Here is a 25,020-nt window from a genome sequence, read left to right on the forward strand (position 1 = left end):
CGCCCCGCGGATTCGTCGATCGAAAGGCCTTCGTGAATCAGCCACTGCGCTCGGAACTCACTCGGTATCTACGCACCGAGACCGTCGGTGGCGCGATCCTCCTCGTCGCCGCCGCCGTCGCCGTCCTGTGGGTCAACTCCCCGCTCGGACCCGCCTACGAGAGGCTGCGCGACTTCACCGTCGGGCCGGAGGCGCTGCACCTGCATCTCACCGTAGGCACCTGGGCACAGGACGGCCTGCTCGCCGTTTTCTTCTTCGTCGCCGGACTCGAACTCAAACGCGAACTCGTGATCGGTGAACTTGCGGACCGCAAGAAGGCCCTGCTGCCGGTCATCGCGGCCTGCGGCGGCGTGCTGCTGCCGGCACTCATCGCCGCCACCGTCGGGTGGGGCACGCCGGGCATGGACCGCGGCTGGGCGATCCCCGTCGCCACCGACATCGCCTTCGCCCTCGGAGTTCTCGCCCTCACCGGTTCCCGCATCCCCACCGGCGCGCGTGTCTTCCTGCTCAGCCTCGCCGTCGTCGACGATCTCATCGGCATCGCACTGATTGCCGTCCTCTTCACCACGTCCATCGCGGCGCTGTGGCTGCTCGGGACCGTCGCGTGCGCCGCCGCCTACTGGTACGCCCAGCACCGGCGGATCACGACCCCGTGGCTGTACGTCCCGCTCGCGCTGCTCACCTGGTACGGCATGCACGAGGCCGGCATCCACGCCACCATCGCGGGCGTCGTGCTGGGTCTGCTCACCCGCGTCCGCGCCGACCCGGGTGAGCGGCGGGCACCGGCCGAGCGGCTCGCCCACGACCTCCAACCCTGGTCTGCCGGCCTGTGTGTGCCTCTGTTCGCGCTGTTCGCCTCCGGCGTTCCCATCGACGGCGAGGTCCTCGCCGATGTGTTCACCAGTCCGGTGGGCCTGTCCGTTCTGCTGGGCCTGCTGATCGGCAAGACGGTCGGCATCTTCGGCGCATCCTGGCTCGCGATCCGGACAGGCGTGGCCACCAGGCCCGCCGGCCTGGCATGGCCGGACCTGCTGGCCCTCGCCGTACTCGGCGGCATCGGATTCACCGTGAGCCTGCTCATCGCCGACCTCTCGCTCGCCGGAATCGACGGCGGGGCGCCCGCGGAGATCGCGAAGGCGTCGGTCCTCGTCACGTCACTGATCGCCTCGCTGCTGGGATCGACGCTACTGTTACGGCGTGGGCGAGCCCACCGTAGGCAATACGAATCAACTGGAGGGGTCGACAAGTGAGCGTGACGAACGGGAACCGGAAGCAGGGTGACGGGGTACCGACGAGCATCTCGTCCATTCCGCTGACCGAGGTGCGCGCCCGCACTCCTCAGGAAGCGAGCATCGGGGACCTGGTCCGCGACGCCACAGCACAGGTCTCGACGCTGTTCCGCGCCGAGGTCGAACTCGCCAAGGCCGAGGTCACCGGCGAGGTGAAGAAGGGCCTGCAGGGCAGTCTGTTCTTCATCCTGGCCCTCGCGGTCCTGGTGTTCAGTTCGTTCTTCTTCTTCTTCTTCCTCGCCGAACTGATCGACATCTGGACGCCCCGCTGGCTGGCGTTCCTGATCGTCTTCCTCATCATGGTCGTGGTCACGGCGATCTTCGCCCTGATCGGGTACCTGCGGGTGCGCAAACTGCGCGCCCCGGAGAAGACCATCGACTCGCTCAGGCAGGCTCGTACCGTCCTGCCGCAGCAGCACGACGCGGAGCCGGCAGCGGGCCCCCGGCACGCGCGCTGATCCTCCACGTGCAGGGCACCGTGTCCCTCCCCGACCCGTCCACGGTCCGGTTCCCCGGGCCGTGGACGCACCGCGACATCCACGCGAACGGCATCCGTCTGCACGCCGTCGAAGCCGGCCCGTCCGGCCCCGACGCACCGCTGGCGCTGTTCCTGCACGGGTTCGCCGACCTGTGGTGGTCGTGGCGGCACCAGCTCACCGCCTTCGCGGACGCCGGCTACCGCGCCGTCGCCGTCGATCTGCGCGGCTACGGCGACTCCGACAAGCCCCCGCGCGGCTACGACGGCTGGACCCTCTCGGGCGACGTCGCAGGACTCATCCGCGCCCTGGGCTGCTCGGAGGCGACGCTGGTCGGGCACGCCGACGGCGGGCTGGTGTGCTGGGCGACGGCCGTGCTGCACCCGCGGCTCGTCCGGGCGATCGCCCTCGTGGACTCGCCGCATCCGATCTCGCTGCGGGACGCGACGCTGCACGACCGGGCGCAGCGGGCAGCGCTGCTGCCCACGTTCCTCGCCTACCAGGTGCCGTGGCGGCCCGAACGCAAGCTCGTGCGCGACGACGGCTGGGAGATCGAACGACTGCTGCGGGCCCGGGCGGACGCACGGTGGCAGCAGTCGGACGAATTCCGGGAGGTCGCCGAGCGGATGCGCTCGGCCATCCGCATTCCCGGCACCGCACACTGCACGCTCGAGTACCAGCGCTGGGCCTTCCGCAGCCAGTGGCGGCCGGACGGACGGCGGTTCATGGCGGCGATGGACAAGACGCTGACGCTGCCGGTCCTGCAACTGCACGGCGCGCGGGACCCGTACGTCGTGCCGGCGACCGTGCGCCGGTGCGTCCGTCACGCTCCCGGCCGGAAGTTGCTCATGATCGACGACGCCGGGCACTACGCCCATCAGGAATGTGCCGACGACGTGACCGCCGCGCTGCTCGACTTCGCCGCCGGGCTCTAGGAGCCCCGGGATTCAGGCGATGCAGGTCCCCGTCGCCACCGCGGCGAACGAATCGTCGGCCAGTGCCAGCTGGCTGCCGACCTCCGCCGCGGTCAGCACGAATCCGGTATCGCTGTTGTCCACGGCCGCCCCGAACACGACACCCAGGACCCGGCCCTGCTCGTCGACGAGCGGACCGCCGGAGTTGCCCTGACGGATGGACCCGCGGACGGTGTACACCTCTCGCTCGACGGTGCCCGAGCGGTAGATGTCCGGTCCCTGCAGGTCGAGCGTCTCCCGGATGCGCGCGGCACTCGCCGTGTAGGGGCCGCCGCCGGGATAGCCCAGGACGAGGGCGTCCTGCCCCGAGTCGGCCGGGGCCGGGGCGAATTCGAGCGGTGCCACGTCGAGTCCCGGCACCGAGAGGATCGCGACGTCGACCGCGGGATCGAACAGCACGACCTCGGCGTCGAGCGCCCCGCCCAGCGTCTGCACCGACACTGCCGAGGTGCCGGCGACGACGTGGGCGTTGGTCATGACGCGTTCGGGCGCGACGACGAACCCTGAGCCCTCGAGCGCGCGCTGGCAGGTCGGCGCGATGCCGTTGATGCGCAGCACACTCGGGTGCAGGTCGAGCGCGACGGGACTGGCGAGCACACTCGGGTCCGGTGGCTCCACCTCGGCGACCGGGGTGCGTCCGAACGGGCCGATGACGTCCGGCAGGCCCGAGGTGTCGAGCAGCGCAGAGAACTCCTTCGGGACCCCGCGCAACCAGTCCGGGGCCAGCACGTCGACCGTGCTCAGCACCCGGGACCCGCGCACGGCCGCGGAGATCTCCGGCTGGGACGAGGCGGTGAGCGGTATGGCGAGCAGCCATGCCGCCACCAGCACCGCCACGGCCTGCAGGCCGGCCCCGACCACGCTGTCGACGCCCCGCGCGACGGGGCTGTGCATGTTGCTCCGGGCCGCCCGGCCGAGCACCATGCCCGCGACCTCGCCGATGATGACGAGGACGACGATGAGCGCGATCCCGGCGAGGATCCGCATCCGTCCCTCCTCGACATGCACGAGCACGTGCGGGGCGATGAGGATGCCGGCGACCGCGCCGAGCACCACGCCGAGGAACGCCAGCGCGGACGCCACCGCGCCCTGCCGCAGGCCGGACGACGCGGCCACGAGCACGACCAGCAGGATGAGCAGATCGATCCATCCGGACGGCGTCACGGTTCGACCACCCCTGTCTCGAGCTCGACGAGCGTGACGTCGAAGTCACGGATGTCGCTGTGGTCCCACTCGATCTCCCAGCCCGACACCGCGAACAGGCCTGCCAGGATCCCCGCGGTGAATCCCCACACGAGCATGTCCTCCACCAGGAACGCCGGTCCCTGGTAGCCGCGCTCGTGCCGGATCTGGAAGCGATTGTCCGGGTCGAGCAGGTCGTGCAGGGACACCCGGACCACCCGGACCGCCTCGCGGGGGTCGACCACCCCGATGGGAGTGGGCTTCTCCCAGAAGGCCACCACCGGGGTGACGTCGAACCCGGACGGCGGGATGAAGATCTCCGGCAGCACCGTCAGCGGGCGGACACCCGCGGGGTCGAGGCCTGTCTCCTCCTGCGCCTCGCGCAGCGCGGTCGCGACCGGGCCGTCGTCCTCCGGGTCGGCGGCACCACCGGGGAACGCGACCTGTCCGCTGTGCTGACGCATCGTCGGCGCCCGCTGGGTGAGCAGGACGTCCGCGTCGGCGGGCAGTCCGCCCCGGGCCAGGGGATCGGGTTCGGGCGAGCCGCCGAACAGTACGAGCACGGCCGCGGGACGAACGGGAACCCCGCTCGGAGCCCGGCGGTCGAGCACGGGGTTGACCCGGTGCGGATCGCTCGGCAGGACGGTGGACACGTGGCGCAGCCAGTACGGCGTCATACCTTCACTCCCAGGTGGTACTCCACGGCGGCGGCGACCTCGTCGGCGCTGCGGAACGGCTGGGGCAGCACCTTGGCGACCGAACCGTCGGGCCGCAGCAGCACCGTCACCGGCAGCACCGGCGGCGACTGCACCGCGGCCTGCGCCCGCGCGGACCCGTCCTGCACCCCCGGCAGCTGCACGGCGTACTCCGCGAGCCGGGACAGGGCGTTGGCCTCGTTGGGATCGGTGTGGACGGTGACGACCGTGACCGCATCCCCGGCACGCTGCGCGTACTCCTGCAGGTAGGGCAGTTCTTCGGCGCACGGCCCGCACCACCACGCCCACAGGTTCACTAGGGCGGGCCGTCCCGCGAGCGCGGCCGCCAGGTCGACGCTGCTGCCGTCGCCGAGACACTCGAACCGCAGCCCCGCAAGCGGCCCCGCTCCGTTCCCGGCCGGGGCCGGGCAGGCCTCGAGCGCCGCCGCGGCACGCAGCGGCGCGAGGGCCTCGGGGGTGTCCTGGGCCCGGCGGTCCACCGGCGCCGCGGCCGGCCGGGCACCGTCGACGGGCGGTGCCGGATCGTCGGTGTCGCGGGGCCAGATCGCGACGATCAGCGCCACCACGACGACGAGTGCCACCAGGCTCCAGCGGCCTGCGCGGGTCAGTTGCACCGGGTCACCGTCCGGCCAGCTCGAGCAGGTGCTCGGTCTCCGGTCCCTTCACCAGCGCGGCGGCGGTCACGGGGTCGGTCGGTCCGATGCCGTAGGACGGGCAGTCCTTGGCCAGTACGCAGATGCCGCAGGCGGGTTTGCGGGCGTGGCACACGCGCCGGCCGTGGAAGATCACCCGATGCGAGAGCAGGGTCCATTCCTTGCGCTCGACGAGCGCACCGACGGCGTGTTCGATCTTGACCGGGTCGGTTTCCCCGGTCCACTTCCAGCGGTGCACGAGGCGCTGGAAGTGGGTGTCGACGGTGATGCCGGGAACGCCGAACGCGTTGCCGAGGACGACGTTGGCGGTCTTGCGCCCGAATCCGGGAAGTGTGACGAGATCCTCGAGCCGGCGTGGCACCTCGCCGTCGAACCGCTCGAGCAGGGCCTGGCCGAGCCCGATCAGGGAGTTGGCCTTGTTGCGGTAGAAGCCGGTGGACCGGATGTACTCCTCGAGCTCGGCGCGGTCGGCCTCGGCGTAGGCGCGGGCATCCGGGTAGCGGGCGAACAGTGCCGGGGTCACCTGGTTGACCCGCACATCCGTGCACTGGGCGGACAGGATCGTGGCGACCGCCAGCTCGAGTGGCGTGGTGAAGTCGAGTTCGCAGTACACGTGGGGAAACGCCTCGGCGAGCCGCCGGTTCATGCGACGCGCCCGGCGCACGAGGGCGAGCCGACTCTCGGGTGGGCGCTCGCCTCCGGACGCGCGTCGTCGGCGCACGTCGGGACTCTCGGACGGGGTCGCATGCACCTGCTCCACTGTACGTACCCGGCCCGTCGCGGATTCGGCGCTGTGTCGCATCTGAGACCTTTCTTGTGTTTACTTCCCGGTATGCAAGCTCTTGCTGTCGTGCTCTTCCCCGTCCTGCTCATGCTGTTCGCATTGGCGATGGAGCGGGTCGAGTCCCGGCTGAGCCGTCTGTCCGTTCGCCAGCAGGAGGTCGAGGAGTTCCTCGACAAGGCGAGCCACGACGACGTCGCCACCCTGGCCAGGGAGGGATTCCCCCACGCTCTCGCCCGGTTCCACCGCCGCCGGCGGCGGGTCCTCGTCATGGAGTTCGACGACGCGGAGTCCGACATAGGGGAGCGCCGCGCGAGCTGATGCCGCGCGAGCTGATTCCGGGACGCATCGGTAGAATGCGTGGGCGCTGCCGCGGGAACGGCACGACGGTTGTCGTGGTGTCAATCACTCGTGCCGAGGGCGCGCACAGTAGACTTCGATTCCGTACGCGTTGCAGGTGGCCTGTCCGGGCGCCCGTGGACGTCGTGCGGACCCGGCAGCATGACGACGAGAATTACCCTCAAAGGAGCGCACGTGGACGACGTCCTGGCCAGAGCAGGCATCTTCCAAGGAGTCGAACCCTCGGCGGTTGCGGCGCTGGTCAAAGAGCTTCAGCCGGTCGATTTCCCCCGCGGACATGTCATCTTCAACGAGGGTGAGCCGGGCGACCGCCTGTACATCATCGTCTCCGGCAAGGTGAAGCTCGGCCGCCGTTCCCCGGATGGGCGCGAGAACCTGCTGACCATCATGGGTCCGTCCGACATGTTCGGCGAGCTGTCGATCTTCGACCCGGGCCCGCGCACCTCCACCGCGACGACCGTGACCGAGGTCCGCGCCGTGAGCATGGACCGCGACGCGCTCAAGGCCTGGATCGATCAGCGCCCGGAGATCGCCGAGCAGCTGCTGCGCGTGCTCGCGCGCCGCCTGCGCCGCACCAACAACAACCTGGCCGACCTGATCTTCACCGACGTGCCCGGTCGCGTCGCGAAGGCTCTGCTGCAGCTCGCGCAGCGGTTCGGCACCCAGGAGGCGGGCGCGCTGCGCGTCACGCACGACCTGACCCAGGAGGAGATCGCACAGCTCGTCGGCGCCTCCCGCGAAACCGTGAACAAGGCGCTCGCCGACTTCGCCCACCGCGGCTGGCTGCGGCTCGAGGGCAAGAGCGTGCTCATCTCCGACTCGGAGCGCCTCGCCCGCCGCGCGCGGTAGGCCCACCCCTTCCGAACGACCCGAGGCCGGTGCATCGTCGATGCACCGGCCTCGGGTCGTCCCAGGTCAGGCGAAACTGCGCAGGTACTCGAGCTGGACGTTGACCGACTTCTCCGCGACCGGCCACAGCGACGGGTCCACATCGGCGTACACGTGCTCGACGACGGATCGCGGCGTGGCGTCGTCCCCGAGCACTCGCAACGCGGCCCGCACCTGGTCGAGCCGTTCCTCCCGATGGGCGAGATAGCCGCGGGCGACGGTCTTGAGGTCGGGCAGATCCGGTCCGTGACCGGGCAGAACGGTGTAGCCGCCACCCAGGTCGATCAGCCGGCGGAGCGACCCGAGGTAGTCCCCGAGGTCGCCGTCGGAGTCGTCGAGAACGGTGGTGCCCCGGCCGAGGATGGTGTCGGCGGTGAGCACGCTGCGGTCGTCCTCGACGACGAAGGACAACGAGTCCGCGGTGTGGCCCGGCGTCGCGAGCACCCGGATCCGCAGCCCGGCCGCCTCGATCACCTCGCCGTCGGCCAGGCCCGCTCCCCCGCCGTGCCGGTGCCGGGCATCCACGGCCCGTACCTGGGTGCCGGTGAGTTCGGCGAACCGGCCGGCGCCGTCGGTGTGGTCGCCGTGCCGATGGCTGACCAGCGTCAACGCCACGGGAACGCGCGCGACGCGGGCGAGGTGCGCCTCGTCGAGCGGGCCCGGATCGACCACGACGCATTCGTCGCTGCCGGGGGCCCGCAGGATCCAGGTGTTGGTGCCGTCGAGCGTCATCATCGACGGGTTTTCGGCCAGCACCACCGCGGCGTTGGCGGTGACCTGCCGCAACTGGGCGTACGCGGGGTGAACCAGCGTCACGATCCGGCCTCCTCCATGTGGGGTGCGTCCCACTCTAGATCCGGTCCACCCCGCATCCGTCAGCGCACCTCGGCGACGATCTCGACCTCGACGGGTGCGCCGAGCGGCAGCTCGGCCACGCCGACGGCGGACCGGGCGTGCACGCCCGCCTCCCCGAACACCTCACCGAGGAGTTCGGATGCGCCGTTGATCACACCCGGCTGACCGGTGAAACCCTCCGCCGATGCGACGAAGCCCACGACCTTGACGATGCGGACGAGGTTGTCGATGCCGACGAGGTCGTCCACCGCGGCCAGCGCATTGAGCGCGGCGATGCGCGCCGCGGCCTTCGCGTCCTCGGCCGCGACGTCGGCACCCACCTTTCCGACGAGGCCCAGCGCGCCGTCGACGAACGGCAGCTGGCCGGAGGTGTAGACGTGGTCACCGGTGCGGACGGCGGGAACGTACGCGGCGACGGGCGCCGCCACCGGCGGCAGGCTCAGGCCCAGTTCGGCGAGCCGTGCCGTCCAGCTCTGCCCGGCGGAATCCCCTGTTGCCACGCCCGTCAGCCCTTCGGGCGCTTGAGGTACGCGACGTGCTGCTCGCCGGTGGGTCCCGGAAGCACCGAGACGAGTTCCCAGCCGTCGGCTCCCCACGTGTCCAGGATCTGCTTCGTGGCATGGGTCAGCAGGGGCACCGTCGCGTACTCCCACGTTGTCAATTCGCTCATGTCTCGACCCTATATGCGCACCGGACTTATAGGCTCGACGTCGTGGCATCAACGACTGCTGAACACGACGTCTGGCCGGCGAAGGCCGCGCAGGCGCGGCTGCACTTCGTCTCGGGCAAGGGTGGCACCGGTAAGTCGACCGTCGCGGGGGCGCTGGCCCTCGCGCTGGCGGCCGGGGGCCGCAAGGTGCTCCTGGTGGAGGTGGAGGGACGGCAGGGCATCGCCCAGCTGTTCGACGTGCCGCCGCTGCCGCCGGTCGAAACCAAGATCGCCACGACGGACAGCGGCGGCGCCGTGTACGCCCTGGCCATCGACATCGAGACGGCCTTCCTCGAGTACCTGGACATGTTCTACAACCTCGGGTTCGCGGGGCGGGCGATGCGCCGGATCGGTGCCATCGAGTTCGCGACCACGCTGGCGCCGGGTCTGCGGGACGTGATCCTGACCGGCAAGATCAAGGAGACCGTGGTGCGCACCGACCGCACCGGGGAACCCGTGTACGACGTGGTCGTGGTGGACTCCCCGCCGACGGGCCGCATCGGCAGCTTCCTCGACGTGACCAAGGCGATGGCCGACCTCGCGAAGTCGGGTCCGATCCGCTCCCAGAGCGAGGGGGTCGTGCGGCTGCTGCACTCCGACGAGACCATGGTCCACCTGGTCACGCTGCTCGAGGCGCTCCCGGTGCAGGAAACCTCCGACGCGGTGAGCGAGCTGCTCGCGGCGGACCTGCGGCTGGGTACCGTGATCGTCAACCGGACCGCACCCGACTTCCTGCCCGAGGAGATGGTGGACGAGGCGGCGGCCGGCCGGATCGATGCGGCCGCGGTACGCGAGGGACTCGACCGGGCGGGGGTCGCGCTCGACGAATCGGACTTCGCCGGTCTGCTGACCGAGACGATCGAGCATGCATCCACCCTGCAGGCGCAGCAGGTCAGCGCCGCCCAACTCGACGAGGTGAACGTGGCACGAATGCATCTGCCCGCGCTGGCGGACGGCGTGGATCTCGGCGGGCTGTACGAGCTCGCGGAGCAGCTCGGCGAACAGGGCGTGCGGTGACCGCGCCGCGGGCGCACCATGCGCCGCCGCTCGACGTCCGGTCCATCCTCGCCGACCCCTCGTCGCGCATCATCGTGTGCACCGGCGCGGGCGGGGTCGGCAAGACCACGACCGCTGCGGCGCTGGCGCTGCGGGCCGCAGAGCAGGGCCGCAACGTCGTGGTGCTGACGATCGATCCGGCCCGGCGGCTGGCTCAGGCGCTGGGTGTGCAGGCCCTCGACAACAGTCCGCAGCTCGTGCAGCTGGGGCCGGGCGCGAAGGGCGAGCTGCACGCGATGATGCTGAACATGCGCCGCACCTTCGACGACATGGTGCTCGAGCACTCGACACCGGAAAAGGCGCAGCAGATCCTCGACAACCCGTTCTATCAGACCGTGGCCTCGTCGTTCTCCGGCACTCAGGAGTACATGGCGATGGAGAAGCTCGGGCAGCTCGCGGCGAGCGACGCCTGGGATCTGATCGTGGTCGACACCCCGCCGTCCCGCAATGCGCTGGACTTCCTCGATGCACCGCAGCGGCTCGGCGCGTTCCTGGACGGCCGGATGATCCGCATGTTCACCGCGCCGGGGCGGGGGCTGGGACGGTTGGTGACGGGCGCCATGGGCCTGGCCCTGAAAGCGGTCTCAACGATCGTCGGTAGCCAGATGCTCTCGGACGCATCCGCTTTCGTGCAGTCCCTGGATTCGATGTTCGGCGGGTTCCGGGAGCGGGCGAACCGCACCTACCAGTTGCTGCAGCAGCCGGGCACCCACTTCATGGTGGTCGCGGCCGCCGAACCGGACGCGCTGCGGGAAGCATCGTTCTTCGTCGAGCGGTTGTCCGAGGACCGCATGCCGCTCGCGGGGCTGATCCTCAACCGCACGCATCCGACACTGTCCTCGCTACCGGCCGACCACGCCCTGACCGCGGCGGATCTGCTCGAGGAGCAGGGCCGGAAGGAGAACGCGCCGGCCGAGGCCGTGCTGCGGGTCCACGCGCACCGGGCGGTGACGGCGAAGCGGGAGCTGCGGCTGCTGGCTCGATTCACGAGTGCGCATCCGCGGGTGCCGGTCGTCGGCGTACCGTCGCTGCCCTTCGAGGTCTCGGATCTCGAGGCACTGCGCGCCGTGGCCGATCAGATGACCCGCGAGGCATGACCTCGCGGGTTCCCACTGATCGGTCGGACGGCTGGTCGGTCGGACGGCTGATCGGTCGGACGGCCGATCGGTCAGACGGCGTTCTGGTGCTGACGCTGAGCCTCGAAGAAGTCGGCCCAGGAGTCGACTTCGGGATGCTGCTTGAGCAGCGCCCGGCGCTGACGTTCGGTCATCCCGCCCCAGACGCCGAATTCGACGCGGTTGTCGAGGGCGTCGGCGCCGCACTGGAGCATCACCGGGCAGTGCCGGCAGATGACTGCGGCCTTGCGCTGGGCGGCGCCACGGACGAACAACTGATCGGGGTCCACTTCACGGCATCGGGCTTTCGATACCCATGCGATGCGTGCTTCTGCTTGGTCTACGTCGAGCCGGGCCATCGGGGTGGTCATGTGCATTCAGTTGCCCCTTACTCTCCGAACGCCGTGTCACGGGGTCCTGGAAGGCACGCAGTATCGACGGCCTAGCACGACCGTTCTGCGCCACATTCCTATTCAGGTGTTATCTGCATCACACTGAGGACTCAATCTAGGTAAAGAGTTCCCCGTGCGCAAGGTGGAGAAACACTTTTCTGGTACGCCCGTGCATCACTGCACGTCGGAGGGTTTTCGCCAGCGCAACGCGGACACCGGTACGCGTGCGGCGGGGTCCGTGCTCCGCCGCGGCACGTACTGTGTAGTCGTGTCGATCGGAAAAACGGTGGCGAAGCTCGCAGGATGCACGGCACTGGGCGGAGTCCTGCTGGCCGGTGTGATGTTCCCGGCGGCCGGAGGGTTCGGCTACGTCTCGAACCGCGCCGCGGACACGGTGGACAACAGTTCCGCCGAACTCGTCGAGGGGGTGGTGCCCGCGGTCACCACCATGACCGACGCCGCGGGCACACCCATCGCCTGGCTCTACGACCAGCGCCGGTTCGAGGTGCCGAGCGACCAGATCTCCAACGAGATGAAGCTCGCCATCGTCTCCATCGAGGACAAGCGCTTCGCCGAACACCAGGGTGTCGACTGGCAGGGCACCATCCGCGCCTTCCTCACCAACACCACCAGCGGGCAGGTCGAGCAGGGCGCGTCCACGATCGACCAGCAGTACGTGAAGAACTACCTGCTGCACGTGGTCGCCAAGACCGACGCCGAACGCCGCGCCGCGATCGAGACGACGCCCGCGCGCAAGATCCGGGAGATCCGGATGGCGCTGACGCTCGACGACGAGCTGACCAAGGACGAGATCCTCACCCGCTACCTGAACCTCGTGCCGTTCGGGAACGGATCCTTCGGCGTGCAGGACGCCGCACAGACGTACTTCGGCATCGACGCGAAGGACCTGAACGTCACCCAGTCCGCGATGCTCGCAGGCATGGTGCAGTCCAGCTCCGCGCTGAACCCGTACACCAATCCGGACGGCGTGCTGGCGCGGCGCAACGTCGTGCTCGACACGATGATCCAGAACATCCCCGAGCGCGCCGCCGAGATCCGTGCCGCGAAGGAGCAGCCGCTCGGCGTCCTGCCCGAGCCGAAGACCCTGCCGCGCGGGTGCATCGCCGCGGGCGACCGGGGGTTCTTCTGCGAGTACGCGCTGCAGTACCTGGCCGAGGCCGGGTTGTCCCGCGAACAGATCGACAAGGGCGGGTACCTCATCCGCACCACGCTCGACCCCGAGATCCAGAACTCGGTCAAGTCGTCGCTGGACAAGTTCACGAGCCCGACCGTCGAGGACGTCGCCACGGTGATGAACGTGATCCGGCCCGGGGAGGATTCGCATCGTGTCCTCGCGATGGGGTCGAGCCGCGTATACGGCCTCGACGGCGAGGCCAACCAGACGGTGCAGCCGCAGCCGTACTCGCTGACCGGTCACGGCGCCGGCTCGGTGTTCAAGATCTTCACGGTGGCCGCGGCGATGGAGAAGGGCCTCGGCACGAGTGCCGTGCTCGACGTGCCGGCCCGCTACAACGCCCGCGGTCTCGGTGACGGCGGCGCCCCCGGGTGCCCGCCGGCCACCTACTGCGTCGAGAACGCCGCGCCGTACCCGCCGAAGCTGTCGGTGACGGACGCGCTGGCGCAGTCCCCCAACACCGCCTTCGTCAAGCTGATCGAGGCCACCGGGGTGGACTCCGTCGTCGACATGTCGGTGCGGCTCGGTCTGCGCTCCTACGCCCAGCCCAATTCCTCCGGTTTCGGCGAGCAGAGCATGTCCGAGATGCAGAAGGCGCAGCACCTCGGTTCGTTCACCCTGGGACCTACCTGGGTCAACCCGCTGGAACTGTCCAACGTCGCGGCGACGCTCGCCTCCCACGGCAAGTGGTGCCCGCCCACACCGATCGACGCCGTGTTCGACCGCGAGGGCAAGCCCGTGCCGATCACCCAGCAGGCCTGCGAGCAGGTCGTCGAACCGGGCCTGGCCGACACGCTCGCCAACGCCCTGGGCAAGGACACCACGGGCGGCGGCACGGCGGCCGGCGCGGCCGGCTCGGTGGGCTGGAACCTGCCGGTGTCCGCCAAGACGGGAACCACCGAGTCGCACATGTCCTCGGCCTTCCTCGGTTTCACCAACAATCTCGCCGGAGCCGTCTACACGTACGGTGACTCGCCGACGCCGGGGCAGATCTGTTCCGGGCCGGTGCGCCCCTGCTACGACGGCAACCTCTTCGGCGGCACCGAGCCCGCGCGCACGTGGTTCGATGCGCTGCTGCCGGTCGCGAACAAGTTCGGCCCCACCGAGCTGCCACCCGTGGATCAGAAGTACGTGCGCGGCGCCGGCAACGCGCAGGTCCCCAACGTCGTGGGCCTGAACCGGCAGCAGGCCAGCCAGCGCCTGATCGACGCCGGGTTCCAGGTGACGGAGACGACCGTCAAGGCGGAAGGCCGCAGTGGCACCGTCGCCTCGGTCTCGCCGTCCGGTTCCGCTGTCCCGGGCTCGACGGTGACGATCTTCGTCAGCGACGGGTCGGTGCGCGCCGCGCCGCCGAGCCCGAGTGCGACACCGGCGCGGCCGAGCGAGAGCCGGGTACCGGACACGACGGTGCCGGCCGCGCCGGCACCCATCCCGGGACGATGACCGTCGCCGCCCGGTCGCGCGACGACCGGGCGGCGCCGTCGTCTACAGGTGCGGTCTACAGGCGCGACTTGACGGCGGCGGACAGGCGCTTGCCGTCGGTCTTCCCGGCGGCGATCGCGGTCGCCGCCTTCATGACCTGACCCATCTGCCGGGGCCCCGGCCGCTCCCCGAGCTCCTCGGCGACCTGGGCGATGGCGGTGTCCACCACGTCGGCCAGTTCGGCGTCGGTGAGCGGGGTCGGCAGGTACTCGTCGATGATGCGGGCCTCGGCGTGCTCTTTCGCCGCCAGTTCCCCGCGGCCGTTCTCGGTGTACACCTCGGCAGCTTCGCCGCGCTTCTTCGCTTCGCGCGCGAGCACCTTCACGACTTCCTCGTCGGTGAGCTCGCGTGCCTGCTTGCCGGCGACTTCTTCGGTCTGGACGGCGGCGAGCAACATGCGCAGCGTGTTGGTGCGCAGCGCATCCTTGTCCTTCATCGCGGACGTGAGGTCGGCGCGGAGCGTGGCTTTGAGCGAGGACGTGGTCTCGGACATGCCTCGACGCTACGCGGTGCCCTACGAACCCGTGCACGGACGAGCCTCGGCGGTACGCTGGAGACGTGCCAGACGTTCCTATTCTCCGACGTGCCGCGATCGGCGCGGCCGGTGCCGCTGTCCTCGGCCTCGGCTACGCGACGCTCGTCGAGCGCAACGCCTTCGCTCTGCGGGAGGTGACGCTGCCGGTGCTCGCGCCGGACGCCTCGACGCTGCGAGTGCTGCACCTGAGCGACATCCACATGACGCCCGGGCAGCGGCTCAAGCAGAACTGGCTTCGCGAGCTCGACCGCCTCGAACCCGACCTGGTGATCAACACCGGTGACAATCTCGCGCATCCGAAGGCGGTCCCCGCCGTCGTGCAGGCGCTCGGCGGTCTGCTCGCCCGGCCGGGGCTGTTCGTCTTCGGCAGCAACGACTACTTCGGGCCGCGGGTGAAGAACCCGCTGAAGTACTTCGACCGCAACCACGAGCGCGTACACGGCGCGCCACTGCCCTGGAGTGATCTGCGCGCCGCGTTCAGCGAGCGCGGCTGGCTCGACGTCACGCACGTGCGACGCGAGCTCGAGATCGCCGGGGTGCGCATCAGCGCAGCCGGTGTCGACGACCCGCACCTCGACCGGGACCGGTACGACACCGTCGCCGGTCCCGCGAATCCGGCGGCGGATCTGCGGCTGGGGCTGACCCACTCGCCCGAACCGCGGGTGCTGGACCGGTTCGCGGACGACGGGTACGACCTGGTGATGGCGGGTCACACCCACGGTGGTCAACTGTGCCTGCCGCTGGTCGGCGCGCTGGTGACCAACTGCGGGCTGGACCGGTCGCGGGTCAAGGGCCCGTCGCGCTGGGGGTCGCACATGCGGTTGCACGTCTCGGCGGGCATCGGCACGTCACCGACGGCACCCGCCCGGTTCTGGTGCCGTCCCGAGGCGACGCTGCTGACGCTGGTTCCGGCGCCGCGGGAGCAGGCTCGAAGCACCGCCGACGCGGGTACCCGGAGTACGTTTTCGCCGCGCTGACCAGGCGATTTAACCGTCACCCCCATCGTGCTGTAAGCTGACCGAGGTTCGAAACGGGGTGTGGCGCAGCTTGGTAGCGCGCTTCGTTCGGGACGAAGAGGTCGTGGGTTCGAATCCCGCCACCCCGACTCGTGAAGAACCTGATCGGGGCCTCTTCTCCGCACAGAGAAGAGGCCTCGATCTCGTTCTCCGTTTCTCGGCACGGCACGTCCGCCGTGATCGTGACGTACGGTGAGCAGACCGGCACGTTCCCGTCTCGAGCATCCGGCTCGACGCCTCCCGGTGACAAGCCGGCCTCCCCGAGGCCACCCAAGGAGCGTCTCATGACGCACAACCACGCCATCACCCACGTCGCCGACGATCGCTCCGTGCCGCACGATCGCTCCGTGCCGCCCGATCGCCCCGTGCCGCCCGAGCGCACCGTGCCGTCGCACCGCCCACCTGCCCGATTTCCCACACCGGCCCACACGCCGCGCTTCCTGCTCCGGCCGAACTCCGCACCACCGTCCTCGATCGACGGCTCCTGGTTCCCGTGGACCACGAACCTCACCGACGAGCTGGACGACCTGATCTCCGCGCTCGTCCTGCGCCTCGGACCCGTGGCCCGGGTCTGCTTCGACTGGAACGCCCTGCAGATCTCGCGAAAACGAATCGACGAGTTCACCCTCGACTCGGGCGGCACCGCCCTGCGCGAACCGGCACCCGGACAACCACCGCACACGATGTACTTCCTCGGGTGCAACGGCACCCAACTCGTGCTGGTGCTCCTGTCCCCCGACACCGAACCGGACCACGCCTACGGCATCATGCGCACGTTGGCGGATTCGTAGGATCGGCCGGCGGCGCCGGCTCGTCCGGATACCGGCCGCCCCCGGAGTCCAGTGTGGCCGTCAGGCCCGAAAAGAAGACGTCGAGGCCGCGCTCGAACTCGGCGGCACCGTCGTAGGAGGCCAGAATCGGCGCGAGACTACGTAGGATAGGGAACTCGCCGATCGGTAGCCGATGCAGCCCCAGGCGGAGCAGGTCGTCGGACTCCTCCGGCCGCTCGACGAGTTCCTGCAACTCGTCGAGGACGTGACCGTGAAGGAATCCGAACAAGGCCCGGTAGACATGCAGGGCGTCGGCCGCAGTGAAGCCGGCCCGGGTGAGCAGGGTCAGGATACCTTCGAGGGGACGCAGAGTTCCGAGCGGACGCAGCGCGAGGGGCGTGGCCAAGGGGCGGGTGACCAGCAACGGAACCACGTGCGGGTGGTCGAGAGCCAGTCGACGGAAATCCCTTGCCACCGTTCTTAGTTGATCTTCCCAGTCACCGTCCTGGGGGTCGACGACCAGTTGCCCGAGGACGATCTCGGCGACTCCGTCGAGGAGGGCGGCCTTGTTCGGCGCGTGGCGGTACAGGATCATCGGATCCCGGCCGAGAGCCTTGCCGAGGCGGCGCATCGAGAGCCCCTCGACGCCGTCGCGATCGATGATCGCGAGCGCGGACGTGAGGATCGCTTCCCGGGTCCGAATGTTCCCGCCCCAGGGTCCGACCGGGCGGCCCGCGGGAGTCTTCGGCATCACGGACTCCTTCCCGTCCGTGTCCACTGTAGCCCTGTGCTGTAGGTCTACAGCGTTGACACCCTCGGTGACGCGGTGTTGACTGGTCCTACATCCCAGGCCTCGGGAGGCCGCCGTGATCGACCTTGTGCGACCGAACGTCCTGCTCGTCGGGACCGCCGGAACGGGCGGGGCGCCCCGCGGATCCCGTCGCGAATCGACCGACACGCACCGGCGTCGTGGCCGCCCCGCTACCGAGAACGTGACTCGACGACGTGCGCCGCGGTGGGCCACCGCACCCACCGTTGATCCGCTCCCGCAGCGGGGGCCGAATCCGACCTCGCCCGTTGCGAACTCGATGCGGAAAGGACACCATGGCGATCTCCGACATCAAGAAATATGCGCACCTCACCGCGGATGATGTCGAGGCGCTGAGCACCGAACTGAACGAGATCCGCCGGGATGTCGCCGAGTCGCTCGGGGCGGCGGACGCCGCCTACATCCGGCGCACGATCGCGTTCCAGCGTGCACTGGATGTCGCTGCACGGCTGATGATCTGCACCAGCAGGTCTCGGGCCGGGTGGGTTCTCGGAGTGACAGCCCTCGCTGTCGCCAAGAGCGTGGAGAACATGGAGATCGGTCACAACGTCTCGCACGGGCAGTGGGACTGGATGAACGACCCGGAAATCCACTCCACCACGTGGGAGTGGGACATGGCCGGGCTCTCCTCGCAGTGGCGGCACTCCCACAACTACCGCCACCACGTTTTCAACAACGTCGTCGGCGTGGACGACGACCTCGGCTTCGGCGTCATCCGGATCACCCGCGACCAGCCTTGGCAGCCCGGCAATCTGGCGCAACCGCTGCGAAACCTGCTGTTGGCAATCACCTTCGAGTGGGGGATCGCACTGCACGGTCTGCATTCCGCGAACGAGCACGCCGGCAGCGAGGCCGAGAAGACCGCCCACCGGCGAGCACTGACGGGAAAGGTTGTCCGCCAATCGCTGAAGGACTACCTGGTCTTCCCCGCGCTCAGCGGTCGTCGCTGGCGGCGTACCCTGACGGCCGATCTGGTCGCGAATCTGCTCCGGAACCTGTGGTCGTACGTGGTGATCTTCTGCGGGCACTTTCCCGACGGCGCCGAGAAGTTCACCCTCGTCGAGCTCGAGCACGAGACGAGGGCGGAATGGTATCTCCGGCAGATGCTCGGAAGTGCCAATTTCCGCGCCGGCGCGGTGATGGCTTTCCTGAGCGGCAACCTCTGCTACCAGATCGAGCATCATCTGTTCCCGGATCTCCCCAGCAACCGCTACGCAGAGATCTCCATGAAGATCCGGGCGCTGTGCGACAAGTACGATCTGCCGTACACGACGGGTCCTCTTGTGCGGCAGTATCTTCTGACTCTGCGTACGATCCACAAGCTCGCGCTGCCCGATCGATTCCTGCGGGCGACCTCCGATGACGCCCCGGAAACCGCCTCCGAACTGAAGTTCCGCTCCCCGGCTACCGCGCCGGTCGTTCCGCCGGCGGCCCTTCGGCCCGGCCGTCGGGCAGTTCTGCGGACCTTGCACCTCGACCGGCGCAACCGCCGGTGAGCGATGAACCCTGCCCGGCACCGGGGTGACCATCCGGGGCGGGGCCACGGAAGAGCAGGCTGTGAGGATAGCCTGCCCTAATGAACAAGCTCAGACACCTCGGCCGCCTCACCGCCGCGGCCCTGCTCGTCACCTTCACGGTCGCGGCCTGCGGCGGCGCCGCCGAGTCGACCCGCGACACCGGCGCCGGCAACGCCGACGTCGCCACCGGTGGCCGGCTGTTCGCCACCGCCGACGAGGAGACGGCGAAGCTCGGCAGCGACGCGGCGCCCGGACAGTTCCCCCGGGTCGTCACCCACGCTCTCGGCGAGACGGAGATCGCGGCCAAGCCGCAGCGCGTCGTCGTGCTCGACGGCGGCGAACTCGATGCCGTCCTCTCCCTCGGCCTCACTCCCGTGGGCATCGCGAGTCCCGAGGGCGCTGCGGAGCAGCCGTCGTACCTCGCGGACCGGCTCGCCGGCGTCGCCGACGTGGGCACGATCAACAACCTCGATCTCGAGGCCATCGGCACGCTGCGGCCGGATCTGATCGTCGGCAGCAAGCTCCGCGCGGACAAGATGTACCCGCAGCTGTCCGCCATCGCCCCGACCGTGTTCTCGATCCGGCCCGGTTTCCCGTGGAAGGAGAATTTCCTGCTCGTCGCGGACGCGCTGGGCGAGGAGGAGAAGGCCGAGTCGGTCCTCAATGCCTATCAGACCCGCGCCGACGAGGTGGGGGACTCGATCCAGGGCGATCCGAGCATCTCGCTCGTGCGGTTCATGTCCGGCAAGATCCGCCTGTACGGGAACCTCTCGTTCATCGGCGTCATCCTGCAGGACGTCGGGCTGCGCCGTCCGCCGGTCCAGGACATCGAGGAACTTGCGGCCGAGGTCAGCCCGGAAACGATCACGGAGGCGGACGGCGACCGGATCTTCTACTCGAGCTACGGCAGAGAAACCGACGAGGCGGCCGTCGTCGGTGGCCCGCTGTGGTCGAGCCTCACAGCCGTGCAGCAGGGGCGCGCCGTCGCGGTGAGCGACGAGACGTGGTTCCTCGCACTCGGCCCGACCGGCGCAATGCTCGTTCTCGACGACCTCGAGCGATTGCTCGCACGGCAGTAACCGACAGCTGCGTCAGATCGTCACCTCGTCGCGCCAACGGGTCAGCAACGCGGCGTCACCGAACACCTCGAACCGGTCGAGGGACGCCCGGTTCCACAGGAGGAGCAACAGATCCGATGCCGGCCCGCGGACTGCGACGTCCCCCTCGGCGTGGGCGTGGACGACGGAAGGTTCGTCGGCATCGAAGGTGATCGACCATTCGCCCTCGCTCGCGGCGAGGGCGGGGTCGGTCGCATGCAGGTGCATCGTCTGCCCCGACCAGGACGGCGACCCGGCACTCCCCGTCCCGGCAAGGGCACGGAACGGGAGCAGCACCCCGAAGAGTTCGTCGATGCCCTCGACGGCCAGTGCGGTGTCGACGGGCGTGGTGCCCTCGCCCGTGGCGAGCTCGGCGTCGATCCGGTGCAGCGCAGTTTCGACCGCCATGCGACGGACCCAGAACGACGCCGGCTGCGGTCCGGCGAAGGTCTGCTCGTCGGCGTGCGGATCGGCCGACTGCACGGCCTCCGTCAACTCCTCGAGTCCGTCCCGCACCCACGGGAGGACGGCGGCCCCGGCCGGAGCGGGTGGGATCTCGGCGCGACTGCCGGTCCGCAGCCAGGCTGCCGCGTTCCGGTGCACGCGGCCGACGTGCCCGAGAAGCCGCTCGACGGACCAGCGCGGGCAGGTCGGGACCGGCCGGTCGAGCCGGCCTTCGCCGACGGCGAGCAGCCGCTCGGTGTCCGCGCGCAACAGCTTCGGATAGGACGCTCGATCCACGCCTCGATTATGCGTCCCGGGCACCTGCTTCCTGCCGGAGCGCCTCCTGTCAGCGCGCCGTCTCGCGCACGCGCAGCATCATCACGTCGACGGGCTCCCCGACGTCCGAGAGGCCGTCGGACTTGCGGGCGGTGACGGCACCGAACTCGACGATCTCCCCGCCGTGGGTGCCGGCGAACGCGTACAGACCGTACGTGCCGTTCGCCGCACCGTCGCTCACCGTGAACGCGATCCGCTCCTCGAGGGTTTCCCCCGCGGCCAGATCGACGTCGATCGGGTCCAGGACCGGCTCGCCTTCCTCGCCGTTCGGGCGGACCGCCCCGGCCCACACCTGCCCCATGTAGGGTGCGTCGTCGGGTGCTTCGACGAGCAGGGTGGCCTCGACCACCCCGCCGGACGCGGGCAGCGTCGTGGACGTGTCCGCGGTGAGGGAGACGCGCACGGGCAGATCCGTTCGGGGAACGGCGGGCCGGGTCGACGACGGGGATCCGTCGCCGATCTCCGGCCACCCGTTGGCCCACACGATCCGGTCGATCATGCCCTCCCGTCGCTGAGCGCCGCTGGGCAGCTGGAGATCGTCGCGGGGAATCGCGTGGTAGACGATCCAGTCGTCGCCGGCGTCGTCGGTCACCACCGTGTTGTGCCCGGGCCCTGCCCACGGGTCGCTGCCGGCCAGGATGAGCGCGCCGCCACCGCCGTCGAGATCGTCGCCCTTGCGGTCGACGTACGGGCCGGTCAACGACTCGGACCGGCCGACGAGGACCCGGTAGGCGGTGTCGGCACCGTTGCAGCAGTGGCCGGAGGAGAGGAACAGGTAGTAGTAGCCGTCGCGATGTTCGACGTGTGGTCCCTCGAAGCGTTCGTCCGCGACCCGGACCGGTTCGCCGGCAGGCGCGGTTCCCTCCGCATTCAGCGGGATGGCGTAGACGCCTTTGAAATTCCCGACGAACATCGTCTTCGTCGTGCCGTCGTCCCATACGAACGGATCGATCGTGCCCTGGACTCCGACGTCCTCGGCGCAGAACACGGGACGACCCAGGTCGGTCCACGGGCCGGCCGGTCCGGGTGCGGTGGCGAGACCGATGCACGGATTCGCCCCGTCCGGGAGCGCGTAGTAGAGGCTGTAGCCGGAGTCCGACTCGATCACGTGGGGAGCCCACACGTAGTTGTCCGGCGGGTGCCAGGTGGGAATCTCGGAGAACACGTCGTCGACGTACTTCCAGTCCGTGAGGTCGAAGGACGTGAAGACGGACATCCCGCGCAGGCCCCGGCCGTCGCCCCAGTCGTCACCCGTCGTGTACATGTAGTACGCCCCGTCGGATGCCCGCACGATGCTGGGGTCGGCCGCCACCGGCTCGACGATCGGGTTCGCCGCGGCCGACGGCGCCGGTGCGATCAGACAGGCGAGCAGCGCTGCGGCGGCGGCCCCCCGACGGACGTGGCGCCGCGCCGCGTGCGTGCCTCCCGCGTTCTTCCCCGTCTCGAACTTCCGCACGTCGCTCCCACCGTCGCACCCACATGGAACGGGGCAAATGTATACGGATGTGACTGATGTGAGAGTTGTGAACGACGGAAGCGGCGGGATCGAAACCGAACCGTGCCCTCGGACCGGTCCCGCGCCTCACACCGGCGGCAGCAACCGATCGAGGAATCCGTTGGTGAACACCCGATGCGGGTCGTGCCGGTCGAACGACGCGCGCGCCGCGTCCCAGCCCTCGTCGGCGGACAGTCCGGTGCGGTACATCGCCGGGACGACCTCACCGAGAAACCTCGGATCCCGGTATCCGCCCGCCGCGTCGAACGCCCAGCCCTTCGACCACTCCGACCGGAAGGCCGCGTAGTCACCGGAGTAGTGGTCGGCCATCCACTGCTCCATCTCCTGGAAGAAGGCGGACTGTCCCGCGGTGCCGGGAACGGAGACGACGTTCATCCAGATGGCCGTGTCCCACTCGGGCCGGTCGGGACGGGGACGGACGGCCGACAGGTTCGGCGGGCCCGCCGACTCGACGAGCACCTCCGACTGATCGTCCACGGTGCACAGGCGCACCTCGAACGGCATGTTGACCGGATACTGCCCGAGCGAGGCGTAGTGGGTCATCCGTTCGTGCAACCACGTGGTGAACTCGTGGATGACGCGGGCGATGTTCGCCCGCCGCGTGAGGACCACCCCGCCGCCGGCGACGACGCGCAGCGTGGTGGCCCGCAGATAGAACAACAGGTCCTTCGACCAGCCCCACAGGTCGGCGGTGCCGGTGGCGGCGAGACCGGCGGCGACGGCCCCGAACTGGGCGGCGCCGAAGGCCGGGGTGGCGGCCTGCATCCCGCTCGCCACCTGACCGAGAGGCGTGGTGACCTCCTCGGGGATGCTGTCGGAGAAGAAGTAGTTGTACGGCCCGTGCACCTCGCGCGCGGTCGGCGGCTTCTCGGGGCACACCGACCAGATCTTCAACCACGGCGTCTGTGTGAAGGGGAACCAGATCGCCTCCACTCGGCCGGACTCCTCGACGAACCGCTCGAAGGTGCGGCCCGGAGCGCCGGGCGGGGCGAACAGTTCCTGCCACGGCACGTCGGTGAAGCTCTGGCAGCGCAGCCGGTAGTTGGCCCCGGCCTGCAGGGTCACCGAGGTGACGAAGCTGCGACCCAGATGGGCGAGCAGGGGCGTGATCTCGGGTTCGGACCGACGGAACTCGCGCAGTTCGTAGGCGCCGGCGGCACCGTTCCACACGACGGCGGTGAGGGCGACGACGAGGTTCGACAGGGAGCCGAACGACTGGCCGGGGATCGCCCGCTCCCCCGCCGCCGGATAGGTGGCGCCGTGCGCGCCGATCGACAGCGCTCCGGCGATGGTGATGTCGCCGATGGCCGGCGCATTGGCCCACCCGAGGCCGTGCTGCTCCAGCGCGGTGAGGATCGATTCGATGCTCGCGCCCGCGCCGGCGGTGACGGTGGCGGGCGTTCCTGCGGGATCGACGGTGACGGCGTTCAGGTGCGCCATCGTGTCGATCAGCACGATCTTCTCGACGCTCTCGCCGGGCACGACGGTCAGCGGGCTCCAGCTGTGCATGGTGCCCCGCGGGCGGACGCGGTAGCCGTGGGCGCGGGCCCAGTCTGCGATGCGCACGACGTCGTGCGCATCGCGTGCGGTCGCGGTCCACACCGCGTCGAAGCGGATCGTCCGGGCCCAGTTCTCGAAGCGCTGCTGGGCCAGCGGGATATCCGTGGGGAATGCCGGGGGCGCCGGAATGGTGGCGCGCGGATCACCGACCGGGACTGCGCCGGCGGGTTTCCAGGCGAGACCGGTCAATCCCACGGCACTGGCGGCGCCGAGAAAGCCTCGTCGGCTGAGGGTCGTGGTGGAGACGGGGTCGCCGTCCGTCCGGGCATCGCGGGCTTTCACCGGGCTGGGCTCCGATCTGGCGGGAGGCAGAAACAGAGCAAAAATAGAACAAGTTCTCTTTCGATGCCAGTGGTTCCGAAATCCGCGTCAGCTGCCGGCGCGCGACACCCCGACGGCTTCGCGCAGGAGTTCCGGCGCGCCGTCGATCGACCACACCGCTATCGCGACCGCGGCGATCGTCAGCGCCGGGCCGAGGATCGCCAGCTCGAACGCGCCGCCGGCGCGGATGGCGAGGAACCCGGGCATCCGGATCTCCCACCAGCGTTCGCCGCGCCAGGGCACGAACGGCGCGAGAAACGGGATGCCCTCCTTGGTGACGGCGTCGCCCAGGCAGTGCGTCGCGCATCCGAGCGCTACCGCCACCCCGAGGCCCACCGAACCCACCTCGCCGGGGAACCAGTTCCACATGAGCACCGACAACACCGCCGAGGTCGCGGTCACCACGAGCCACCCGTTGCGCTTGGCCCAGCCGTCCGCGAGCCCGCGCAGCGCCAGGCCGAGCGTGACGAACAGGACGGCGACGACCGCGACGCGGTCGAACCGGGCGACGAGCATGGACACCCCCGCCCCCAGCAGGGCCGCGAACAGGGCCGTGTGCGTCAGCGTGCGATGGCCACCCCGGCGGCTACGGTCACGACGGCCCTTGGTGAGCGTGTAGTAGCCGAGGGAGAGGTTGTCGATGCCGCGCGCCGCCACCTGACTGACCGGCCCGAAGGACCGCGCCACCGTCGACTGCGGGGTGTCGAGATCCGGCAGCAGGGCTGAGCCGGCGCAGACCGCGGCGAACGCGAAGGTCTCCGCCGTGGAGCCGGGTCCACCCCACTCCGGGGGCAGCACGTCGGCGACGAGGAGGCCGACCAGCGCCCCGGACACCGCGTGGGTAGGACCCATGACCATCGCTGCAGGCACCTTTCGATCGGAGAACGGACCGGTGCCAACGTAGCAATCACATCCGACACTCCAGTAACACAGGTGTTCGATCGCCCGGAACACAC

Annotated in this window: 26 protein-coding genes and 1 tRNA gene; 13 read left to right on the forward strand and 14 right to left on the reverse strand. The window is 69.9% G+C overall.

The window, feature by feature from the left end; genetic code table 11:
* Positions 1 to 32 precede the first annotated feature (32 nt).
* From nhaA to RR3_RS21550, 3 genes are read left to right on the forward strand one after another with little or no spacing between them, the layout of a single operon-like run.
* A complete protein-coding gene (gene nhaA / locus RR3_RS21540) occupies positions 33 to 1,250 on the forward strand; it encodes a Na+/H+ antiporter NhaA (RefSeq protein WP_010595018.1) in 1,218 nt (405 codons plus the stop codon).
* A complete protein-coding gene (locus RR3_RS21545) occupies positions 1,247 to 1,747 on the forward strand; it encodes a phage holin family protein (protein ID WP_064066531.1) in 501 nt (166 codons plus the stop codon). The genes nhaA and RR3_RS21545 overlap by 4 nt, the downstream gene beginning before the upstream one ends.
* 20 nt (positions 1,748 to 1,767) lie before the next feature.
* The gene (locus tag RR3_RS21550; protein WP_064066537.1) at positions 1,768 to 2,700 is read left to right on the forward strand and encodes an alpha/beta fold hydrolase; all 933 of its coding nucleotides are present in this window, start codon (positions 1,768 to 1,770) and stop codon (positions 2,698 to 2,700) included.
* A gap of 12 nt (positions 2,701 to 2,712) precedes the next feature.
* Here RR3_RS21550 and RR3_RS21555 read toward each other — a convergent pair whose 3' ends face one another.
* The 4 genes from RR3_RS21555 to nth are packed head-to-tail and all read right to left on the reverse strand — an operon-like array spanning position 2,713 to position 6,050.
* Positions 2,713 to 3,903: a MarP family serine protease gene (locus RR3_RS21555; RefSeq protein ID WP_064066530.1), complete on the reverse strand. Its 1,191-nt coding sequence runs from the start codon at positions 3,901 to 3,903 to the stop codon at positions 2,713 to 2,715.
* A complete protein-coding gene (locus RR3_RS21560) occupies positions 3,900 to 4,598 on the reverse strand; it encodes an NUDIX hydrolase (protein ID WP_064066529.1) in 699 nt (232 codons plus the stop codon). The genes RR3_RS21555 and RR3_RS21560 overlap by 4 nt, the downstream gene beginning before the upstream one ends.
* A complete protein-coding gene (locus tag RR3_RS21565; RefSeq protein WP_010595014.1) occupies positions 4,595 to 5,218 on the reverse strand; it encodes a TlpA family protein disulfide reductase in 624 nt (207 codons plus the stop codon). Before RR3_RS21565 ends, RR3_RS21560 begins: the two co-directional genes overlap by 4 nt.
* A 37-nt stretch (positions 5,219 to 5,255) precedes the next feature.
* Complete coding sequence (nth, locus tag RR3_RS21570; RefSeq protein ID WP_026137872.1) at positions 5,256 to 6,050, reverse strand: endonuclease III; 795 nt, start codon at positions 6,048 to 6,050, stop codon at positions 5,256 to 5,258.
* A 72-nt stretch (positions 6,051 to 6,122) separates the two neighbouring features.
* Here nth and RR3_RS21575 point away from each other — a divergent pair, with 72 nt between their 5' ends.
* Both RR3_RS21575 and RR3_RS21580 read left to right on the forward strand, forming a co-directional pair.
* A complete protein-coding gene (locus RR3_RS21575) occupies positions 6,123 to 6,392 on the forward strand; it encodes a hypothetical protein (RefSeq protein WP_026137871.1) in 270 nt (89 codons plus the stop codon).
* 213 nt (positions 6,393 to 6,605) lie between these two features.
* Complete coding sequence (locus tag RR3_RS21580; RefSeq protein ID WP_003935274.1) at positions 6,606 to 7,280, forward strand: Crp/Fnr family transcriptional regulator; 675 nt, start codon at positions 6,606 to 6,608, stop codon at positions 7,278 to 7,280.
* A 66-nt stretch (positions 7,281 to 7,346) separates the two neighbouring features.
* Here the strand turns inward: RR3_RS21580 and RR3_RS21585 are convergent, their stop codons facing one another.
* The 3 genes from RR3_RS21585 to sp36 are packed head-to-tail and all read right to left on the reverse strand — an operon-like array spanning position 7,347 to position 8,844.
* Entirely contained in the window at positions 7,347 to 8,135 is a 789-nt protein-coding gene (locus RR3_RS21585) for an MBL fold metallo-hydrolase (protein WP_064066528.1), read from the reverse strand.
* Positions 8,136 to 8,194: 59 nt separating this feature from the next.
* A complete protein-coding gene (locus tag RR3_RS21590) occupies positions 8,195 to 8,674 on the reverse strand; it encodes a RidA family protein (protein ID WP_064066527.1) in 480 nt (159 codons plus the stop codon).
* Positions 8,675 to 8,679: 5 nt separating this feature from the next.
* Complete coding sequence (gene sp36 / locus RR3_RS24725; protein WP_006945567.1) at positions 8,680 to 8,844, reverse strand: Sp36 family protein; 165 nt, start codon at positions 8,842 to 8,844, stop codon at positions 8,680 to 8,682.
* A gap of 42 nt (positions 8,845 to 8,886) precedes the next feature.
* Here sp36 and bagA point away from each other — a divergent pair, with 42 nt between their 5' ends.
* Both bagA and bagB read left to right on the forward strand, forming a co-directional pair.
* Entirely contained in the window at positions 8,887 to 9,900 is a 1,014-nt protein-coding gene (gene bagA, locus RR3_RS21600; RefSeq protein WP_064066526.1) for an ATPase BagA, read from the forward strand.
* Complete coding sequence (gene bagB / locus RR3_RS21605; RefSeq protein ID WP_010595008.1) at positions 9,897 to 11,036, forward strand: ATPase BagB; 1,140 nt, start codon at positions 9,897 to 9,899, stop codon at positions 11,034 to 11,036. Before bagA ends, bagB begins: the two co-directional genes overlap by 4 nt.
* A gap of 71 nt (positions 11,037 to 11,107) precedes the next feature.
* Here bagB and RR3_RS21610 read toward each other — a convergent pair whose 3' ends face one another.
* A complete protein-coding gene (locus RR3_RS21610) occupies positions 11,108 to 11,431 on the reverse strand; it encodes a WhiB family transcriptional regulator (RefSeq protein WP_026137870.1) in 324 nt (107 codons plus the stop codon).
* Between the two features lie 301 nt (positions 11,432 to 11,732).
* Here RR3_RS21610 and RR3_RS21615 point away from each other — a divergent pair, with 301 nt between their 5' ends.
* Positions 11,733 to 14,084, forward strand: a complete 2,352-nt coding sequence (locus RR3_RS21615; protein WP_064066525.1) for a penicillin-binding protein — start codon at positions 11,733 to 11,735, stop codon at positions 14,082 to 14,084.
* A gap of 55 nt (positions 14,085 to 14,139) precedes the next feature.
* Here the strand turns inward: RR3_RS21615 and RR3_RS21620 are convergent, their stop codons facing one another.
* Positions 14,140 to 14,616: a GatB/YqeY domain-containing protein gene (locus RR3_RS21620; protein ID WP_064066524.1), complete on the reverse strand. Its 477-nt coding sequence runs from the start codon at positions 14,614 to 14,616 to the stop codon at positions 14,140 to 14,142.
* 65 nt (positions 14,617 to 14,681) lie between these two features.
* Between RR3_RS21620 and RR3_RS21625 the strand changes: the two genes are divergently transcribed.
* The 3 genes from RR3_RS21625 to RR3_RS21635 all read left to right on the forward strand — a co-directional run bounded on the left by RR3_RS21625 (position 14,682) and on the right by RR3_RS21635 (position 16,465).
* Positions 14,682 to 15,635 carry a metallophosphoesterase gene (locus RR3_RS21625; RefSeq protein WP_064066523.1) on the forward strand — a complete coding sequence of 318 codons (954 nt, stop codon included), beginning with the start codon at positions 14,682 to 14,684 and terminating at the stop codon, positions 15,633 to 15,635.
* Between the two features lie 54 nt (positions 15,636 to 15,689).
* Positions 15,690 to 15,763 (forward strand) — tRNA-Pro (locus RR3_RS21630).
* 195 nt (positions 15,764 to 15,958) lie between these two features.
* A complete protein-coding gene (locus RR3_RS21635) occupies positions 15,959 to 16,465 on the forward strand; it encodes a DUF5994 family protein (protein WP_064066522.1) in 507 nt (168 codons plus the stop codon).
* On the opposite strand, the gene RR3_RS21640 is transcribed toward RR3_RS21635, so the two are convergent.
* The gene (locus RR3_RS21640) at positions 16,440 to 17,195 is read right to left on the reverse strand and encodes a TetR/AcrR family transcriptional regulator C-terminal domain-containing protein (protein WP_064066521.1); all 756 of its coding nucleotides are present in this window, start codon (positions 17,193 to 17,195) and stop codon (positions 16,440 to 16,442) included. The two genes, RR3_RS21635 and RR3_RS21640, sit on opposite strands and share 26 nt — an antisense overlap.
* 353 nt (positions 17,196 to 17,548) lie before the next feature.
* Here RR3_RS21640 and RR3_RS21645 point away from each other — a divergent pair, with 353 nt between their 5' ends.
* Together RR3_RS21645 and RR3_RS21650 are read left to right on the forward strand one after the other, a co-directional pair.
* Positions 17,549 to 18,769, forward strand: coding sequence for a fatty acid desaturase family protein (locus tag RR3_RS21645; protein ID WP_064066520.1), 1,221 nt, complete (start codon positions 17,549 to 17,551; stop codon positions 18,767 to 18,769).
* Between the two features lie 80 nt (positions 18,770 to 18,849).
* Positions 18,850 to 19,869 (forward strand): ABC transporter substrate-binding protein, encoded by a 1,020-nt coding sequence (locus RR3_RS21650; RefSeq protein ID WP_064066519.1) that lies wholly within the window; start codon positions 18,850 to 18,852, stop codon positions 19,867 to 19,869.
* A 12-nt stretch (positions 19,870 to 19,881) separates the two neighbouring features.
* Here the strand turns inward: RR3_RS21650 and RR3_RS21655 are convergent, their stop codons facing one another.
* From RR3_RS21655 to RR3_RS21670, 4 genes are all read right to left on the reverse strand, one after another.
* Complete coding sequence (locus tag RR3_RS21655) at positions 19,882 to 20,628, reverse strand: maleylpyruvate isomerase family mycothiol-dependent enzyme (protein WP_064066518.1); 747 nt, start codon at positions 20,626 to 20,628, stop codon at positions 19,882 to 19,884.
* Positions 20,629 to 20,677: 49 nt separating this feature from the next.
* Entirely contained in the window at positions 20,678 to 22,123 is a 1,446-nt protein-coding gene (locus RR3_RS21660) for a family 43 glycosylhydrolase (RefSeq protein ID WP_064066517.1), read from the reverse strand.
* A gap of 126 nt (positions 22,124 to 22,249) precedes the next feature.
* A complete protein-coding gene (locus tag RR3_RS21665) occupies positions 22,250 to 24,025 on the reverse strand; it encodes a cholesterol oxidase substrate-binding domain-containing protein (RefSeq protein WP_064066516.1) in 1,776 nt (591 codons plus the stop codon).
* Positions 24,026 to 24,112: 87 nt separating this feature from the next.
* The gene (locus RR3_RS21670) at positions 24,113 to 24,922 is read right to left on the reverse strand and encodes a metal-dependent hydrolase (protein ID WP_010594996.1); all 810 of its coding nucleotides are present in this window, start codon (positions 24,920 to 24,922) and stop codon (positions 24,113 to 24,115) included.
* Positions 24,923 to 25,020 lie beyond the last annotated feature (98 nt).

The organism is Rhodococcus ruber NBRC 15591 (assembly GCF_001894945.1).
GTDB classification, from domain to species: domain Bacteria; phylum Actinomycetota; class Actinomycetes; order Mycobacteriales; family Mycobacteriaceae; genus Rhodococcus; species Rhodococcus ruber.